The 15,734-nt window shown below is 36.3% G+C and carries 14 protein-coding genes; 9 read left to right on the forward strand and 5 right to left on the reverse strand.

Annotated elements, in window-relative coordinates; translation table 11 throughout:
* Positions 1-915 carry an EamA family transporter gene (locus tag ACLHG9_RS02420; RefSeq protein WP_410219923.1) on the forward strand — a complete coding sequence of 305 codons (915 nt, stop codon included), beginning with the start codon at positions 1-3 and terminating at the stop codon, positions 913-915.
* Positions 912-1,469 carry a hypothetical protein gene (locus ACLHG9_RS02425; protein WP_410219924.1) on the forward strand — a complete coding sequence of 186 codons (558 nt, stop codon included), beginning with the start codon at positions 912-914 and terminating at the stop codon, positions 1,467-1,469. Before ACLHG9_RS02420 ends, ACLHG9_RS02425 begins: the two co-directional genes overlap by 4 nt.
* 129 nt (positions 1,470-1,598) lie before the next feature.
* Here the strand turns inward: ACLHG9_RS02425 and ACLHG9_RS02430 are convergent, their stop codons facing one another.
* Complete coding sequence (locus ACLHG9_RS02430; protein ID WP_410219925.1) at positions 1,599-2,168, reverse strand: thioredoxin family protein; 570 nt, start codon at positions 2,166-2,168, stop codon at positions 1,599-1,601.
* A 231-nt stretch (positions 2,169-2,399) separates the two neighbouring features.
* Here ACLHG9_RS02430 and gcvP point away from each other — a divergent pair, with 231 nt between their 5' ends.
* Together gcvP and ACLHG9_RS02440 are read left to right on the forward strand one after the other, a co-directional pair.
* Entirely contained in the window at positions 2,400-5,276 is a 2,877-nt protein-coding gene (gene gcvP, locus ACLHG9_RS02435) for an aminomethyl-transferring glycine dehydrogenase (RefSeq protein WP_410219926.1), read from the forward strand.
* Between the two features lie 465 nt (positions 5,277-5,741).
* Positions 5,742-6,482, forward strand: a complete 741-nt coding sequence (locus ACLHG9_RS02440; RefSeq protein WP_410219927.1) for a hypothetical protein — start codon at positions 5,742-5,744, stop codon at positions 6,480-6,482.
* Here ACLHG9_RS02440 and ACLHG9_RS02445 read toward each other — a convergent pair.
* Together ACLHG9_RS02445 and ACLHG9_RS02450 are read right to left on the reverse strand one after the other, a co-directional pair.
* Positions 6,471-9,134, reverse strand: a complete 2,664-nt coding sequence (locus ACLHG9_RS02445) for a CHAT domain-containing protein (protein WP_410219928.1) — start codon at positions 9,132-9,134, stop codon at positions 6,471-6,473. The genes ACLHG9_RS02440 and ACLHG9_RS02445 overlap by 12 nt on opposite strands.
* Positions 9,135-9,304: 170 nt before the next feature.
* Positions 9,305-9,808, reverse strand: coding sequence for a hypothetical protein (locus tag ACLHG9_RS02450; RefSeq protein ID WP_410219929.1), 504 nt, complete (start codon positions 9,806-9,808; stop codon positions 9,305-9,307).
* Between the two features lie 99 nt (positions 9,809-9,907).
* Between ACLHG9_RS02450 and ACLHG9_RS02455 the strand changes: the two genes are divergently transcribed.
* The 5 genes from ACLHG9_RS02455 (at position 9,908) to ACLHG9_RS02475 (ending at position 12,400) form a co-directional block, all read left to right on the forward strand.
* Positions 9,908-10,831, forward strand: a complete 924-nt coding sequence (locus ACLHG9_RS02455) for an IS1595 family transposase (RefSeq protein ID WP_410219930.1) — start codon at positions 9,908-9,910, stop codon at positions 10,829-10,831.
* Between the two features lie 27 nt (positions 10,832-10,858).
* Positions 10,859-11,104 carry a hypothetical protein gene (locus ACLHG9_RS02460; RefSeq protein ID WP_410219931.1) on the forward strand — a complete coding sequence of 82 codons (246 nt, stop codon included), beginning with the start codon at positions 10,859-10,861 and terminating at the stop codon, positions 11,102-11,104.
* A gap of 88 nt (positions 11,105-11,192) precedes the next feature.
* Positions 11,193-11,336: a hypothetical protein gene (locus ACLHG9_RS02465; protein ID WP_410219932.1), complete on the forward strand. Its 144-nt coding sequence runs from the start codon at positions 11,193-11,195 to the stop codon at positions 11,334-11,336.
* Between the two features lie 184 nt (positions 11,337-11,520).
* On the forward strand, positions 11,521-12,063 hold the full coding sequence (locus ACLHG9_RS02470; protein ID WP_410219933.1) for an SHOCT domain-containing protein: 543 nt from the start codon (positions 11,521-11,523) through the stop codon (positions 12,061-12,063).
* Positions 12,064-12,136: 73 nt separating this feature from the next.
* Entirely contained in the window at positions 12,137-12,400 is a 264-nt protein-coding gene (locus ACLHG9_RS02475) for a hypothetical protein (protein ID WP_410219934.1), read from the forward strand.
* 161 nt (positions 12,401-12,561) lie between these two features.
* Here the strand turns inward: ACLHG9_RS02475 and ACLHG9_RS02480 are convergent, their stop codons facing one another.
* Complete coding sequence (locus ACLHG9_RS02480; protein WP_410219935.1) at positions 12,562-14,565, reverse strand: PKD domain-containing protein; 2,004 nt, start codon at positions 14,563-14,565, stop codon at positions 12,562-12,564.
* A 117-nt stretch (positions 14,566-14,682) separates the two neighbouring features.
* A complete protein-coding gene (locus ACLHG9_RS02485) occupies positions 14,683-15,654 on the reverse strand; it encodes a hypothetical protein (RefSeq protein ID WP_410219936.1) in 972 nt (323 codons plus the stop codon).
* Positions 15,655-15,734 lie beyond the last annotated feature (80 nt).

Consider the following 15,734-nt stretch of genomic DNA (forward strand, 5'->3'; position numbering starts at 1 on the left):
ATGCTGAGAGGGATTTTGTTGGTGCTGTTGGGCGCATGTAGTTTTGGTATTCTTTCTACGTTTGTTAAACTGGCTTATGCCGAAGGTTATACTTTAGGAGATGTGACTGGGACACAAGCGCTTTTTGGCGCTGTCTTATTATGGGCAATCTATGCCATACAGCAAAAAACACAACCAAAAGATAAGCCTAAGCCGGTAATTGTAACACACTGGTTCAAGCTCATGCTGGCCGGCACTTTTACGGGAATGGTAAGTCTTACTTATTATCAATGTGTAAAATATATCCCTGCGTCAGTTGCTATTATCTTACTGATGCAATTTGTATGGATAAGCGTGTTGTTAGAACTGTTTATTTATAAGAAAAAACCCAATGCTTTACAAATAATAGCTATTTTTCTTATTCTTGGAGGTACTGTAGCCGCAAGTGGCTATTATGAAAGCAATCATATAGCACTAAATCCGGTGGGTATTGGCTTTGGAATGCTGGCTGCATTTTTTTATGCCTTATTCTTGATGCTGAATGGCAAGTTGGGCAATGAGTACCCCCCTTTAAAGAAAAGTGCTTTAATGATAACCGGTGCATGTATTTTAATATTTTGTGTTCTGCCCCCTCATTTTTTGGTAAACGGTGCCTTAGGTGGAAGCCTATTGAAATGGGGTTTGATTTTGGCCGTGTTTGGTACAGTTATACCGCCTTTATGTTTTGCAAGTGGTATTCCTAAAGTAGGATTAACCCTAAGTTCTATTTTAAGTTCTGCTGAATTGCCAGTGGCTGTAAGTATGTCGGCTTTGGTATTGCACGAGAATGTGAGCTTATTGAGATGGTTGGGTGTGGCGGTTATTCTGGGTTCGATGATTTTGCCTAATTTGGAAAATTTAAAAAAGGCTGATAAATTTAAAAGAAAAAGCCCATGAAAAAGATTGTATTTCTTGCTCTGATAACCCTGATTGTAGTTTCATGTAAAGATAAGACCAGTATCAATGCCGATGAAGCGGGTAAAGAAGTTACCAAATATCTACAGAGCAATCCTGAATATAAAACGGGAAAGGTTTCGTTAGGTGAACTTAAATTCAATTCAGAGAAAGAGTACAAAGAACTGGAAGCTTATCAGAAGCTGGAACAGGAAGGCTATATCAATTTGACAAGAGTTAATGCTAAAAAGAAATTCCTTTCAAAAGACAGCAGCTTCGTGTATATGGTTAAGCTTACAGATAAGGCCAGTGCATTTGTGCTGAAACAGCAGAAAGACAATGCAACGGTAAAAGCTGTAAATTACGAATTATCTGATGAGAAGCCTGTGGATTTTTCTGTTGTCAATAGCAGCAATGCAAAAATTACCGTAACGTTAAAAAAAGTCAATACACCTTTCTTTTTCTTTGAGAAAAACCCTGATGATAGTGCTGATTTTATCAATAAAACCTACCGTTTAAAATACAAAAAGGAAACGGGGTGGAGTGTAACCCGCTAAGGCTAAGAAGCTGTTTTCAACTTTTCGTCATTCCGTACTCGATACGGAATCTTTTAATTACAAGATCCTGAAACAAGTTCAGGATGACGTTTTAGCAGAATAAACAGCTTCTTACAATATATCTAATGATTACCCCTTGTACTGAGGATCATTTTTTCTGAAAACCCAGTAAATTTTCCTAAGCTCTGCTTCTTTTAGCTTTGTGGTTGATCTTAAAATATCAATAAACAAAGCTACTTCTGATTCAGAAGCTGGGCAGCCAATAATAGAAGTTCCTTTGGTTTCAAAGCCAGTTCCTTTAGGACGGATGTGAGAATCGGCCAGTAATTTTCCGTTCTCATCAAAGATAAACCACAAAGGGATACCAAAGCCCTCGCTGTTGTATTTCTTCATCATTTCTTCTGCACCGGGTGTTTCTAAATCTTTTTTGTCTTTGTTCTCCATCACAATTAGCTGGCGCATTACAAAGTTGTTGTCGAAATATGCTTTAATAGCGGGATCTTTCATGCTGTCGTCCATTTTATGGCACCAGCCGCACCATGAAGCGCTGAATTTAATGAAAACCTTTTTGTGAGTGGCCTTGGCCTCTTTTATGGCATTATTTAAAATATCATCGGCAGTTAATTTAGTTTGGGCCATTGCGGTAAAGCTGTAAACGCACAGAATTACAATGGAAAGGAAGAGACTTTTTGCTTTCATTTTTTATGAGATTTATATAACTAAATTACATAAAATCTGAGAATATAAACTGCTGAAAGGAAAGCGAATAGTTAAAAATTTATTCTTTTTAAGAATAAACGAGGTGTGATCTATAAGTAATTGTGCTACAAGAGCTCTGTAGCTATGTAATTATTGCTTTATAATATTTGTAAAGCTTTATTTATCTCTTTTAAATCCGTACCTTTGCGGCATTAAAAATGCGATTATTCCATGAGCTTAAATATCCATTACCAGGAAAATTTTAAAGATCGCCACATTGCTCCAAATGAGGCTGATACAGCGGAAATGCTAAAAACCGTTGGTGTAAAATCAATAGAAGAATTAATTGAACAGACCGTACCGGCGGCCATCAGATTAAAACAGCCTTTAAACTTGCCTAAGGCTAAATCAGAGGTAGATTATCTGGCTGCATTAAAACAAACCGCTTCATTAAATAAGGTTTTCAAATCTTACATTGGTCAGGGGTATTATGATACCATTACACCGGGAGTTATTTTGCGTAACGTTTTTGAAAATCCAGGATGGTATACACAATATACGCCTTATCAGGCAGAAATTGCACAAGGTCGTTTACAGGCCTTATTGAATTTCCAGACCATGGTAATAGATCTTACGGGAATGGAGATTGCTAATGCATCTTTGCTGGATGAAGGTACTGCTGCGGCAGAAGCCATGTTTATGCAATACAGTCTGCGTAAAAATGGACAAGGCAATAAGTACTTTGTTTCTGATGCTATTTTTGCTCAAACCATTGATATTTTAAAAACACGTGCCAATCCTTTTGGTATTGAACTGGTAATTGGCAACCATGAAGAATTTGTGCCAAATGCCGATTTCTTTGGTGCGATAGTACAATATCCTGCTGCAAACGGCGAGGTTTATGATTACAGAGATTTCGCTTCTGCTTTACATGAGCAAAGTATTAAGCTTACTGTAATTGCCGATCTTTTAAGTTTAACCTTGTTAACACCTCCGGGAGAGTGGGGTGCGGATGTAGTTGTGGGCACTACGCAGCGTTTTGGTGTTCCAATGGGATTTGGAGGCCCGCATGCAGCTTATTTTGCCACTAAAGAAGAGTATAAACGCTCAATTCCAGGGCGTATAATAGGAGTAACAATTGATAGCAATAACAATTATGCCCTGCGTATGGCTCTGCAAACCCGCGAGCAGCATATCCGTAGAGATAAAGCTACTTCTAATATCTGTACGGCGCAGGCTTTATTGGCTATTATGGCTGGGTTTTACGCCGCTTACCACGGGCCGAAAGGTTTAAAAGCTATTGCTGAACGTGTACATGGTTTAACTGTAAGTCTAGCTGAATCATTAAAACTAATTGGTTATAAAGTTTCTAATACGGCTTATTTTGATACTGTTCAGGTAGAATTAAATGATTTAAGCGGTGCAATCCATAAAGACTGTTTAGATAACAATATTAACTTAAATTATCAGGCAACTCTGGTGAACATCTCATTGGATGAAACTACCAATTTTGATGATGTGGCGCTTTTGGTACGCATTTTCTCTAAAGTTAAAGCTATTGCTGCAGACAGTGTAAATGTTGTTGAAAATGTAGAGACAACTATTCCCGCACAATTACAGCGTAGCAGCGCTTATTTAACGCATCCGGTATTTAATTCGCATCATTCAGAACATGAAATGCTACGTTACATCAAATCATTGGAAGCTAAAGATCTTTCTTTATGTCATTCGATGATTGCTTTGGGTTCATGTACAATGAAACTGAACGCAACTACAGAAATGATCCCGGTAACCTGGCCAGAATTTAGCAAGATACATCCTTTTGCACCTGCAGATCAGGTATTAGGTTATTACAGGGTATTTGATGAACTGGATAAGTGGTTAAGCGAGATTACAGGTTTTGCAGCAATGAGCTTCCAGCCAAATGCGGGTGCCCAGGGCGAATACGCAGGCTTAATGGTAATCAGGGCTTACCACCAGGATCGTGGCGATCATCATCGTAACATCGCTTTAATTCCTGCTTCTGCCCACGGTACCAATCCCGCTTCTGCAGCAATGGCCGGAATGAAGATTGTAGTAGTTAAATCTTTAGAGAACGGTAACATTGATGTAGAAGATTTAAGAGCGAAAGCTCAGGAGCATGCAGAAAATCTTTCGTGCTTAATGGTAACTTATCCTTCTACTCACGGTGTGTTTGAAGAAAGTATAGTAGAAATCTGTAATATCATCCATGAAAATGGCGGTCAGGTTTATATGGATGGAGCTAATATGAATGCCCAGGTAGGTTTAACCAGTCCGGCAAACATAGGTGCAGACGTTTGTCACCTGAATTTACATAAAACATTCTGTATCCCTCATGGTGGAGGTGGACCGGGTATGGGACCAATTGGAGTTGCTGCTCACTTGGTTAAATATTTGCCTGGTCATGCTGTAGTAAATATCAGTAAAGAAAAATCAATTCATGCGGTATCTGCTGCGCCTTGGGGTTCGGCTTCTATCTTATTGATCTCTCATGCTTATATTGCCATGATGGGAGGTGAAGGTCTTACAAACGCTACGCAATATGCTATATTGAACGCAAATTACATGAAAGCGCGTTTAGAGCAACATTATCCTGTGTTGTATGCAGGCGCTAATGGCCGTTGTGCGCACGAGATGATTTTAGATTGCCGAGCATTTAAGAATTTTGGTATTGAAGTGGTTGATATTGCCAAACGTTTAATGGATTATGGCTTCCATGCGCCAACAGTATCTTTTCCAGTGGCCGGAACTTTAATGGTTGAGCCAACAGAAAGTGAGCCTAAACATGAGCTGGATCGTTTTTGCGATGCGTTAATTGCGATCAGGAAAGAAATCAGCGAAGTGGAGAGTGGAGTATCAGATAAAACGGATAATCCTCTAAAAAATGCACCACATACTGCTGCGGTAGTAACCGGAAATAATTGGGAACATGCTTACAGTCGTCAAACGGCAGCTTTCCCTCTTCCTTATGTAGCTGCTTATAAATTCTGGCCATCTGTAGGAAGAGTTAATGACAGTTATGGGGACCGCTCTTTAGTGTGTGCTTGTCCTCCGATAGAAAGTTATATGGAAGAAGCATTTGCATAATTAAAATTCAATATAAAATATTAAAGGCCTGTGTTTTCACACAGGCCTTTTTTTATTCAACGCTATAAAGGTTTAAAGTCTTTATCTAAAAAAAACGTAGACGTAATGTTTCTGAGTACAGAAGTTTGCAGATAGCTTTTTTGTCTTGTGTGAATTGTTGTTCTGTGTATTATTGGGGAATTTTTTACTCTATTTAAATAAAATTACTCAATTTTTTTAATAATTAACCTTGAAATTTGATTAAATAGTTTTTAACAATTAAATTGTGTAAAAAAATACACTATTCGAGATTTGTTGTAGAAATATTTACCTATTATACCCCCGTTAGTGTTTAAGCCCCATAAGGCTTATAAAGATTGGCTCTCTCAAAAACTAAAAACAAACACATTGCTTAAGGCTAAAAGTAATGTGCTTGTTTTTTTATAACAAATTGTTTTTTAGTGTTTTATCTAAATTGTTTAGCGCATGGATAAGGTTTTGTTGGCAGCACGTTATGTAGAGGGAGATCTAACTGATGTGGAGTGTAATGAATTTGAGAGCATTTTGCCTTATGATAAAGAATTGCAACAATTGCTGCAATATTATAAACAGATCAATTTCACATTTAGCTCAAAAATATTCAATAATGAGTTTGGCTCGACTATTGGAGATAAGAATGTAAACAACGTATTATCTCACGAGCAAAGCTATGTTATGGAAGAAGCTGTAAAAATATCGAAGAAAATTAATTTTAAGCTTTTTTTAGGCCTTACCGCCTTGGTATTGGTGGTTGTATTTTTATGGGTTGCTTGGAAACCGGGTACTTATCCTAAATATCAATTCAGTAATGAAGCTATTGTTAAGTCGTTAGAACTTGCTCCTTATCCTGGCTTTAAAGAAGCAGCTATAGCTTTTGATGATGGACAATATTATGAAGCTAAACAAATCATTGCCAAAGCATATAGACAAAATCCTGATGATATCAGATTGGCTAACTATTATGCGATGACCCTACTTGCTACTGATTGTAATGAAACCGTAAAAGACGTATTGGCTCCTGTATACAACCAGTCGTCTCAATATGCAAGTTTATCTGCTTACATTATGGGACTTACCTATGTTAAAGAAGGTAATCATAAAACTGCTATGGAATGGTTAGGCCGTGTTAAAAAGGCAGCTCCTGAATATAATTCATCTCAAGAATTGATGTCGGTACTATCTAATTAAATTTTTCCATTTAAACAAGAGGATAGCACTTAACACAATAAGTACACTCAGGCATCCAATCCACATTATCACAGGATCAGATGCCTTTTTTATTTTGATATGTTGGTCTTTACCGCTATAAATCAGGCTATCCCAATAATAAGGAAGATAATAAGCATCATTGGGCTGTACCTGATTTAGCCAGCTGAGTTTAGCCAGCTGCAGGGCTTCTGAACCACTTTTATCTTGTGATAGATATTGGTAAAAACTTTTACTGATCTGTGCAGCAGCTTTATCGTTAACATTCCATAAACCTGCAATAACTGCGGGTGTACCCATTGCATTAAATCCACGGGAAAAACTGATTACTCCCTCTCCGTTAGCTAAAAAGCCATCAGCAGTTTTGCAAGCTGTAAGCATAATTAAAGCAGGTGCATTTTTTTTGCCGGCCAATTCAAATAGATAGAGCTTTTCGTTACCTAAATCTAAAGTTGGTTCTAAATGTTCCCCACTCAGATAAGCATGCGTACCAATATGCAATATGCTGCTATATTCAAAGGCGTCATTAAAGCTTTTACGGTTTATGGCGGCATCTGTTATAAATCTTCCGTTTAAAACCTGCTTTAAATTAGCTGCTTCTTCTTTTACAGACTCTAATGCTCTTTGCTTATTTTGTTCATGTGTAATAAATAAGCCTGTAAATTTTGCAGAACCACTTTCTTTGTATTGGGCCAAAAGGGTATGGAGAGAGAAAGCATATTTAAGTGTATTCTTTTTAATTAGAAAAGGCCATTGGCTAATCTGGTAACAGAAGTTGCTACCAGTAATCAGACCATCAAGAGAAAGGTAATTTAATGTTTCATCGGGTATAATGGTAATGGCTTCATTAGGCTTAATCGCTGTTTCGCCCAAAAGTATCTGATAGATCTGATATGAATCCTTAAAAAATCTTTCAGGAGTATTTAAAGCTTTTTGCGGCCCATTTTTATAATATTCCTGAATAAACTGCTCAATTAATATTTGTTTTTGGGGAGCTTCATTAATACGGATGAGGTTAGTCAATTGTTTGTGATCAATTTCTATAATATAAATGTTTTTATTTCCCCAGAAATAACTTAATATTTTAGGATCGCTTAAATCAGACAGATTAATAGCCTGATTATAGGTTACAGCTATGGTGTTAAGCTGTTTATACTTTTGCCTCAGTTGTTTCTCTACCTGAGCCAGTTCAAATTTTAATTTATTCAATGAAACAGGGGGAGCTTTTGTTCCTGTTTCCAGATTTTCTTTTTGCTGATAGATAATGGCTTTTTCAATGCCTTTCTTTTGATTAAAAAGGGGATCTTTTGTGTGCTCAAATAATTTATAGGCCGTATTTTGGATATGATCTAACAGGGTTCTGCTTTTGGTCTGCTCCATAAAGTCTAAGGCGGTTTTCAGATATTTTTTATCCTTAGTTTGTACATACCTATCGTAACAATAATCTATTCCCTGTTCGGCAATGCTTTTGAATGATGCCTGTAGGTGTTGTTTGGTAAGATCGTCTGTAAATTCATTCCTGATCTTATTGGCAGAAAACAGAGAGAGCTTGATTAAATCCAGGCCTTTGTCATATTGTTTTAAATGTACATAAGCTTCGGCCATCAGAGCAAATACTTCAACCAATTTATTGTCTCCATAAATACGGTCATTGAGAAGTTTCCCTGTTTGATCAGTAATCTTAAGGGTAGTTAAAGTCTGGTTAAAAAAAACAAGTGATTTTGCGTAAGTACCATCAATCAATTCTATATTGCCTAATTGCGTGTAGATATTGGCTCTTTCTCTTAAACGGGCATTGGGATAAAAACGATCTAAAAGAGCTAAAGCTCGGTTAAAATAATCTTTTGCTTTGCTGCTTTGTCTGGTTGCCAGATAAATGTTGCCTGCTGTGGCAAAAGTACCCGTTGCTGTATAGGCATTTAGGGAAGTAATTTGACCTATTCTTTGAATATTCTGTTCTATGATATGGGCAGCTTCGGTAAATTCGTGATTTTCAAACAAGATGTCTGCTTGTATGTTCTTTAGCATTATGAGCGCATCCTGATCATTTTTAACAAGCAGAAGTCCGTTGTTTACCATTTGCCGGGCTAAAGATAAATTGCCCATGGAACGGTAACAGATTGCCATGTTACCATATAAACCTGCTCTGATATTGGCTGATACCGGATCTTGTTTCAAATAATCGATAGAGATCTGTAAAAGATAGAGCGCTTTATCATAATCGCCTAAGCGTGTATAGTTATTGGTAAGCGGCTTGAGTACATATTCAAAAATGTCGTAAGTAAGAACCTTATGATCACGATAATATTTAAAAGCCTTTTCGTAGGCAGAAATAGAAGCTAAAATATCTGCATTTAACAAATGGATATAGCCTTCTGTACTTAAAAGGTTAAGCCAGGCATAGTATTCGTCATCGTTTTTAGGTTGACGCCAAGCCTCCTGATGAGTATGAGTTAAAAAATCGATTCTGTTTATAGGGTTTTCATTTACATATGCCAGTCTTTCATAAACCCATTCGGTAAGATTATCTGCTGTTTTGAGTGCTTTGAGTTTTTGCGTAATCTTGCCGGACTGTGCAAATGTTGTTGAACAGCATAAGAGAAGCAGTAAGCCAATTAACTTTATGATACGCATTAATGCTAAAATAAAGGGTAGCTATATACGAGTTGGGACAGGGAAGAATAATTGAATAATATTTTGAAATACAGATAGTTATTCGTATTTTTGATATGCAGATAGGGGTGCTGGTGACCATTTCCAGAAGTGCGCACTAGTCGAGAATGCGAGGCACTGCCGATTCTGGTTTATATTGCTGCTAATATATTCCTCCATTGAATTATATTCTTTTTAGTTTTCTCAAATCTATCATTGAATAAGCTAAAATCTCCTTTAGTAAAAGGAGTGTGTTTAACTTCGTTTCTATAATTTGTCAATGAGAATTCTTTAGGGATTTTTTCATCTTCTTTATAAGATAAAAACACATTATAATGTGCAAAAGAATTGCGAACGTCTTTTATATATCTAACTAATATCATTGTTTTGCTACACTCTTTTTCAAATAGGTCAGTAAACACTTTTTTTAGAATTTGCTCCATTACGGAAATCTTATCACTAAAACTCATTCTGTCTAATATTAGCTCCATAAAAGCTAACTGATTATCTTGATGTATTCTAAAGTACATAACTATAAGAACCTCCATTTCCTTTTCTAGGATTGCTGTTCTATGAAGTATATGTCCTCTATAGTAAATACTTCTTTCTGCTAAATCACGTAATTGCTGCTCTCTTTGTTCTTGTATTGTCGACATTAGTTTAGTTATTTAAATAAATCTCAAAAAATATTTTCAAATAAATTAGTAAGTTATTGGGACAAATTGTATCTTTGTTGTTATAAACAGGGAGGCAATATGGCAACACAATTTAAAAACCTAATCCAAGTACTAGACTTCTTTAAAGAAGAAACAACGTGCAAAGAATACTTAGCTACTATGAGATGGGGAATAGAGCCTGCTTGTCCTCATTGTGGTACTATCGGTGCTTACGTTACCAATAGGGGATATAAATGCAAATCAAAGGAATGCGCTAAGAAATTTACCGTAACTACCGGAACTGTATTTGAGAATACTAAGATTTCACTACGCTATTGGTTCGCTGCAATGTATCTATGCACAGCGCATAAAAAGGGAATATCTAGCCTACAATTAAGCCGGGATTTGAATATCACGCAAAAGACCGCTTGGTTCTTATTGCACCGTATACGTGAAATGCTAAAACAGGATAACAATAAAAAACTTAATGGGGTTGTAGAGGTTGACGAAACTTATGTAGGTGGAAAGAACATCAATAGACATGAAAGTAAAAAACTTACTGGCACTCACGGAGGCAGCGGAAAAGCTATGGTAGTAGGAGCGATTGAAAGAGATGGAAGCGTTAAGACGTTTATTGTCCCTAATGCTGATGCGACAAACCTTGAAAAGGTTATGGTAGATGCAATTGACGAAAGGGCCACCTTGGTTTCGGATGGTCATCCCGGATATAATGGTATTGCAAAACATGTGGCCAAGCATATTTCAGTAAAGCACGGAAGGGGAACTAAAAAGTATATTACCTATGGTGATGCACATACCAATAATATTGAGGGATTTTGGTCGCACCTTAAACGTGGTATAGTTGGTATTTACCACTATGTAAGTCCTAAGCATTTACACAGATATTGTAATGAGTTTGCATTCAGATATAACACACGTAAAATAGAGGATGTAGTAAGATTTGATGATGCAATTAGGCTCTGTGATAATAAGCGGTTAAGATATTCAGATTTAATTTCATAGTTTAGGTTAAAACTAAACTAAATAATTATGGAAAATTTTAATGTGTCTGGCAGTACTAATTTTACAGCTATACTTAATATGCTTGTAGAATTAAATGTAAGAACAATGGTCATGACTAATTTTATAGCTGAAAATGCCAATAATGGCAGGACATACGAAGAAAATATTAAGGAGATGAAGGACGATTTTTTGGAAACACGAAAACAATATATTCAGAACTTATTCTTGCAATGGGGCGATTTAAACCTAGGAGACATTTTAGGCGATAAATAAACTTTTTCATAAAGTAAATATAATAAATTAATGTAACAGTTATGTTACGTATTAATTTTTTTGATAACGTTTAATTTGCATTAACAAAATGGCAAAAGAAAAAAAGAAAAAACCGCCAAAGGAAAGAGCGGAAAAATATGAAGAAAAGGTAAAATTTGAGGGAACGTTGGAGGAAATGATACAGATAGGTATTAATACTCCTGCTCCAAAGAAGAATACCAACAATAAATAGATATTGTACTAAATTTAGTATTGCTGCTCTAAAATACCACCAGTAAGCAACCTGCAATTACTAAGACTACGTACGTCAGTATGGCGTAGCTGTGTCTTTTTGCAGGTAATGGGAGTGGTATCCCTTGAGTGGCGGAAGATATATAGTTACGCCAATTTTTTTTAACTCTAAAATATCACAAACAATGAAAAAAAAACTATTATTAATTGCCCCAATGCTATTTGCATCTTTTACATCAATGGCTCAAAACTATGAAATTATAGGAGACACATTGATTACACCAAATGGGCATAAAATCATTAAAAACGAACAGATAGATATAGGCGTTGGATCTACAAATGACGGCGACTTTAGGTTTATTAGAGTTAATTCAGGCTCATTATTTAAAGGATATTCGGCTAATAGGGCATTAGCAAATAGTTACAATGCATATCCACGAGAAAAAGCTGGAGGTAAAGCAAAAGTTATAAGGGTTGAACTAAGAGGAAGTGAAAAGAAAGGTTTTACTTATTATTTGGTATTAGGAGGCGGCGTAAGATATGAGGTAGATATAAAAAATGCTATAGATTATGGAGAAATAATAGTACCAAATGAACATAGGAAAGACAAACCACAACAGCAAATAAGTAAAGCTGATGAACTAAAGAAATATAAACAACTTTTGGATGAAGGAGCTATCACGCAAGAAGAATACGATAAGAAGAAAAAGCAATTGCTTGACCTTTAAAAAATATATAGCCGACATTATGTCGGCTTTTTTGTTACATTAATGTTTTTAATTTAGTTTGTAGATTTAATCTATGAGCGATGAAGAATTTGAAAAAACTAGAGTTGACATATTGAATTTGTTAGCTAATCGAGAATTAGAAAAGCATGATGATAATACCATTGCACATTTAAATGAGCTAATATCATATTTTAATGGGTTAGTTTTTGCTATGAATGACCAGTCCATAGATAAAAATGATATTCAAGCATCAAGAACAATAGAATATTATCAAACTATAGATATTGCACTACAGTATTATCAAATTAGAGACCTTTACATTTCAATAATGCCTTAGCAATCATTACAGATAATTTTGATAATATCTTATCCCTTCTAATTATTTCATTTTTACTCAATTTTTTAAACTTCATATTTTTTTATTTATTACATTTTCCATATTGTCCCAACTCGTATATAGCTACCAAATAAAGAATTAGACCGTAATCTCTGCAATGATCAGAATTTCCAGGCCAGATAGGTTGTAAGATTGTTTTTGCGGTTTGACGGGTCATAAATATAACGAAAGCCCAGAGCAGGGCCAACTCTTACCAGTCCAAATTGTACATCAGCAAATACAGAAGCCCTGATATCAGAAAAACTTTTATTCAGAGGTTCCATATCCCGGTTTAGGTTTATTTCGGTAATTGTTCCCTGCGCATTGATGGTTCTTAGCTGATAGCGCAGTTCATTAGTTGTTTTATGATACAAATCTAAGGTCAAAAATGTACCAACACCAACCGCAACATATTTATTGAGGTTATAACGAAGTTGTAGCGGAACGGCATTGACCGTTAATATTTTACTGGTTTTGAACAGTTGCTTGTCTACAATTACATAACCCACATTGTTTACAACGGTATCTTTTCTGCTGTTTTCAACAACCGCAGGATAAGTGTTTTTTTGGTAAGTACTTAAGAAGGCTTCAGCCTGCCAATAGTAACGGTGAGAAGCGTAAGGAGATAATGTAGCGCCAATGGTTATATTTTTTGCATCGAGATAACCTGAGCCTTGATGACCAAGAGGGAAACCGTAACCTATGATTAATCCCGGTGATAAGCCCATTTTGAAACGAGCTACAGCCCTGTTGGTATAAATAGGTTCATTTTTATCAAATACAATAGCCGCCCCACTTTTAATGGGGAGTTTTTCTGGTTTTTCTTTGAACCTGATTTTGTATTCTACAAAGCCCATAGTAGAATCAGCATCTTTAACACCTTTTTGCTGCATTCCGGGCAGATAAATATTATTGAATACAAAATGCACACTATCTGCCTTAAAAAGAGTTTGCAGACAACTTTGGCTGGTATAAGCAGAATCGCAATTGATTACCTCCGGTTTGGTTTTGATAACCTTTAGGGTTGAAGGATTAAAAACAGGGGAAATGCTTACACCTACATCAATTTTTTTTGCCGGGCCCTTGCCCGTGTTTTGAAATCTTACTTTGTAAGTAAGCTCGCGGTTCCTGCTGGTAAAGCGGTAATTTAATCTGCTTTTGCGGAGTACCATTTTATTGGGGTCATGTGACGCCACAATCTGTAGTTCAATGGTAAAGAACTCTGTTTCAAGTAAAGGATGATCAGGTATAAAAGCACCGGATAATCGTACTACGGCATTGGTGTCTTTTAACATTTCTGGAGTAGTTTTAAACTGCAAAAAAACAAAGCGCTCTTCATGGGGTTTAAGGTTTTCGAAGTGCCATGCTTGTATATTCCTAAAGTCCTTTAGTTTTTCTTTGAGTAAAACTTTTTCAACCTTATCTGAATGGAAGTAAGGTTGGGTTGAGGCATAGTAAACGGGTTCTTGATTGCTTTTTTGCGAGGACACAAAAGCTGTATTGACCAGCAGATTGATGTCAGATTTCTTTTCCTGGTTGTAAGTTCTCGCTTCTTCTAAGATAAAATTGTTGTTGCTAAATTCTTTATCATTATAGAGGATAGCCAAGGTACCGTTTAGGTTTTGAATGCCATTTTCAGCTTTATTGCGGTAGCCTAAAACCAGCATCATTTCATCACCTGGTTTAGGCATACAATTACTTTTTAGCTCCGTACTGCCTCCCATTTTAAAGAAATCTGGTTGTGAAGTGTTGGATGCCATAAGTGGTTTATTGCCAGCAGGCTTTATGGGTTTTGGGCGGGTAGGCGGACGTTTGCCGTCATCGTAATTATTGGTGGCAAACAAACGTACTTTGACAGAATCTAAACTTTTAAATATATGAGAAGGATTTTCTTCGAAACTAAACCCACCATCTCCAAATTCCCAGAAATAAGTATAAAAAGGAGCGGGAGCACCAGCAATAGGACGCAAGGGCCTTAACTCTGCACTAAATTTTGTAGCTCCATTTTCTGTGAGGGTAATAATTTTAGGAGGAATGGTATCTGTTGCAGGAATGGCTACAGGTGTTTGAGCTATAACTTTTGCTAAGCTCAGGCAGGTAAATAAAGTAAATAATACCGTTCTCATACTCATAAAAATAATAAATAAATTAATAATAATAAGCGCTAAAGCAGATCCTTTTCAACCAAAAAAAGACGAAGCCAATTAAGGCTCCATCTTATTGCTGAATTTTTGGGAGATTGCTTAATAATTGTTCAAAGAGGTAATTACATCTTGTATTTGTTGCTCATTTACTTCAGTTAGGTTTAGCGTAATTACTTGATTAGCTGTGACCGTACTTTCCTGTACAGCCATATAATATTTTCCTCCTTTTATAGAAAATGAAATGTATTTACCTTCTGCTCCAACTGGCATCATGTCATCATAACTTTTAACCGCATTAGTTCCTTCTGGTGTATATAATTGAGCAACTACATTGCTACCTTTTGCACAGAAGTACACAAATGTTTCTCCATCTAAACCCATAAAAGAAGCTAATCGGCCAGGGTTATTTACCAAGTTTACTTTTACAGTAGTTTTAGGATTAGTATATGAGTAAAATACATCGCAGTTGATCCAGCCTAAGTTACCCATGTCAAAATTGTAAAATCCTTGAACAGAGCCTGTTTCCAAACGGATTCCATTGGCGCCATTAGCATTTTTAAGAGGTGCCTGCCACGCAAACTGATTATCATTGTTTACATTTTCGGCACCTTCCCATATTTGAGTAAAACCGGTTCTTTTGGCAGGAATAGAAACAGAAATGAATTGATCAAGTTTTTTATCTACACTTAGCCCGTTAACACTTGCATTTAAGTAAATAAAGCCATCTGAGTGCAAGGGAGCTCCGCTGATGTGATTAGTGTTAGCTCCGCCAAATAAGATAGAACTACGGTCTAAAAATTCGCGGGCACTAATGGTAACAGCCCCCGTAACCGTAACACCATTCTTTCTAAAGATTCCACCTGGTATGGTAATTTTTGTACCTCCTTTTAGGGTAAAGGTATTGCTGGTGCCCGCATCTATTTGTATGGTTTGCACTTTAGGGCCAAATAGAGTAGTAAATTCTTTGGCGTCGTAAGCCGAATTTCTGTTGCCGCCTTTATCTTTTTTACAGGCTGCAGAAAATAAAATTAATATGATTATGAGCGCATAGGTCGGGTTTAACTTTTTCATGATTTCTAAATTTTAATGCTGCTTACTCTTTTCAGGCTTTTCAGCGGTCGCCTTTTACTTTTGCAGATATATCAATGCCG

Source organism: Pedobacter sp. (assembly GCF_046462515.1).
Taxonomy (GTDB): Bacteria; Bacteroidota; Bacteroidia; order Sphingobacteriales; family Sphingobacteriaceae; genus Pedobacter.

Excerpts from the sequence above, each read along its gene's own strand:
- ACLHG9_RS02420 (WP_410219923.1), top strand. The coding sequence starts at position 1 with ATGCTGAGAGGGATTTTGTTGGTGCTGTTGGGCGCATGTAGTTTTGGT.
- ACLHG9_RS02425 (WP_410219924.1), top strand. The coding sequence starts at position 912 with ATGAAAAAGATTGTATTTCTTGCTCTGATAACCCTGATTGTAGTTTCA.
- ACLHG9_RS02430 (WP_410219925.1), bottom strand. The coding sequence starts at position 2,168 with ATGAAAGCAAAAAGTCTCTTCCTTTCCATTGTAATTCTGTGCGTTTAC.
- gcvP (WP_410219926.1), top strand. The coding sequence starts at position 2,400 with ATGAGCTTAAATATCCATTACCAGGAAAATTTTAAAGATCGCCACATT.
- ACLHG9_RS02440 (WP_410219927.1), top strand. The coding sequence starts at position 5,742 with ATGGATAAGGTTTTGTTGGCAGCACGTTATGTAGAGGGAGATCTAACT.
- ACLHG9_RS02445 (WP_410219928.1), bottom strand. The coding sequence starts at position 9,134 with ATGCGTATCATAAAGTTAATTGGCTTACTGCTTCTCTTATGCTGTTCA.
- ACLHG9_RS02450 (WP_410219929.1), bottom strand. The coding sequence starts at position 9,808 with ATGTCGACAATACAAGAACAAAGAGAGCAGCAATTACGTGATTTAGCA.
- ACLHG9_RS02455 (WP_410219930.1), top strand. The coding sequence starts at position 9,908 with ATGGCAACACAATTTAAAAACCTAATCCAAGTACTAGACTTCTTTAAA.
- ACLHG9_RS02460 (WP_410219931.1), top strand. The coding sequence starts at position 10,859 with ATGGAAAATTTTAATGTGTCTGGCAGTACTAATTTTACAGCTATACTT.
- ACLHG9_RS02465 (WP_410219932.1), top strand. The coding sequence starts at position 11,193 with ATGGCAAAAGAAAAAAAGAAAAAACCGCCAAAGGAAAGAGCGGAAAAA.
- ACLHG9_RS02470 (WP_410219933.1), top strand. The coding sequence starts at position 11,521 with ATGAAAAAAAAACTATTATTAATTGCCCCAATGCTATTTGCATCTTTT.
- ACLHG9_RS02475 (WP_410219934.1), top strand. The coding sequence starts at position 12,137 with ATGAGCGATGAAGAATTTGAAAAAACTAGAGTTGACATATTGAATTTG.
- ACLHG9_RS02480 (WP_410219935.1), bottom strand. The coding sequence starts at position 14,565 with ATGAGAACGGTATTATTTACTTTATTTACCTGCCTGAGCTTAGCAAAA.
- ACLHG9_RS02485 (WP_410219936.1), bottom strand. The coding sequence starts at position 15,654 with ATGAAAAAGTTAAACCCGACCTATGCGCTCATAATCATATTAATTTTA.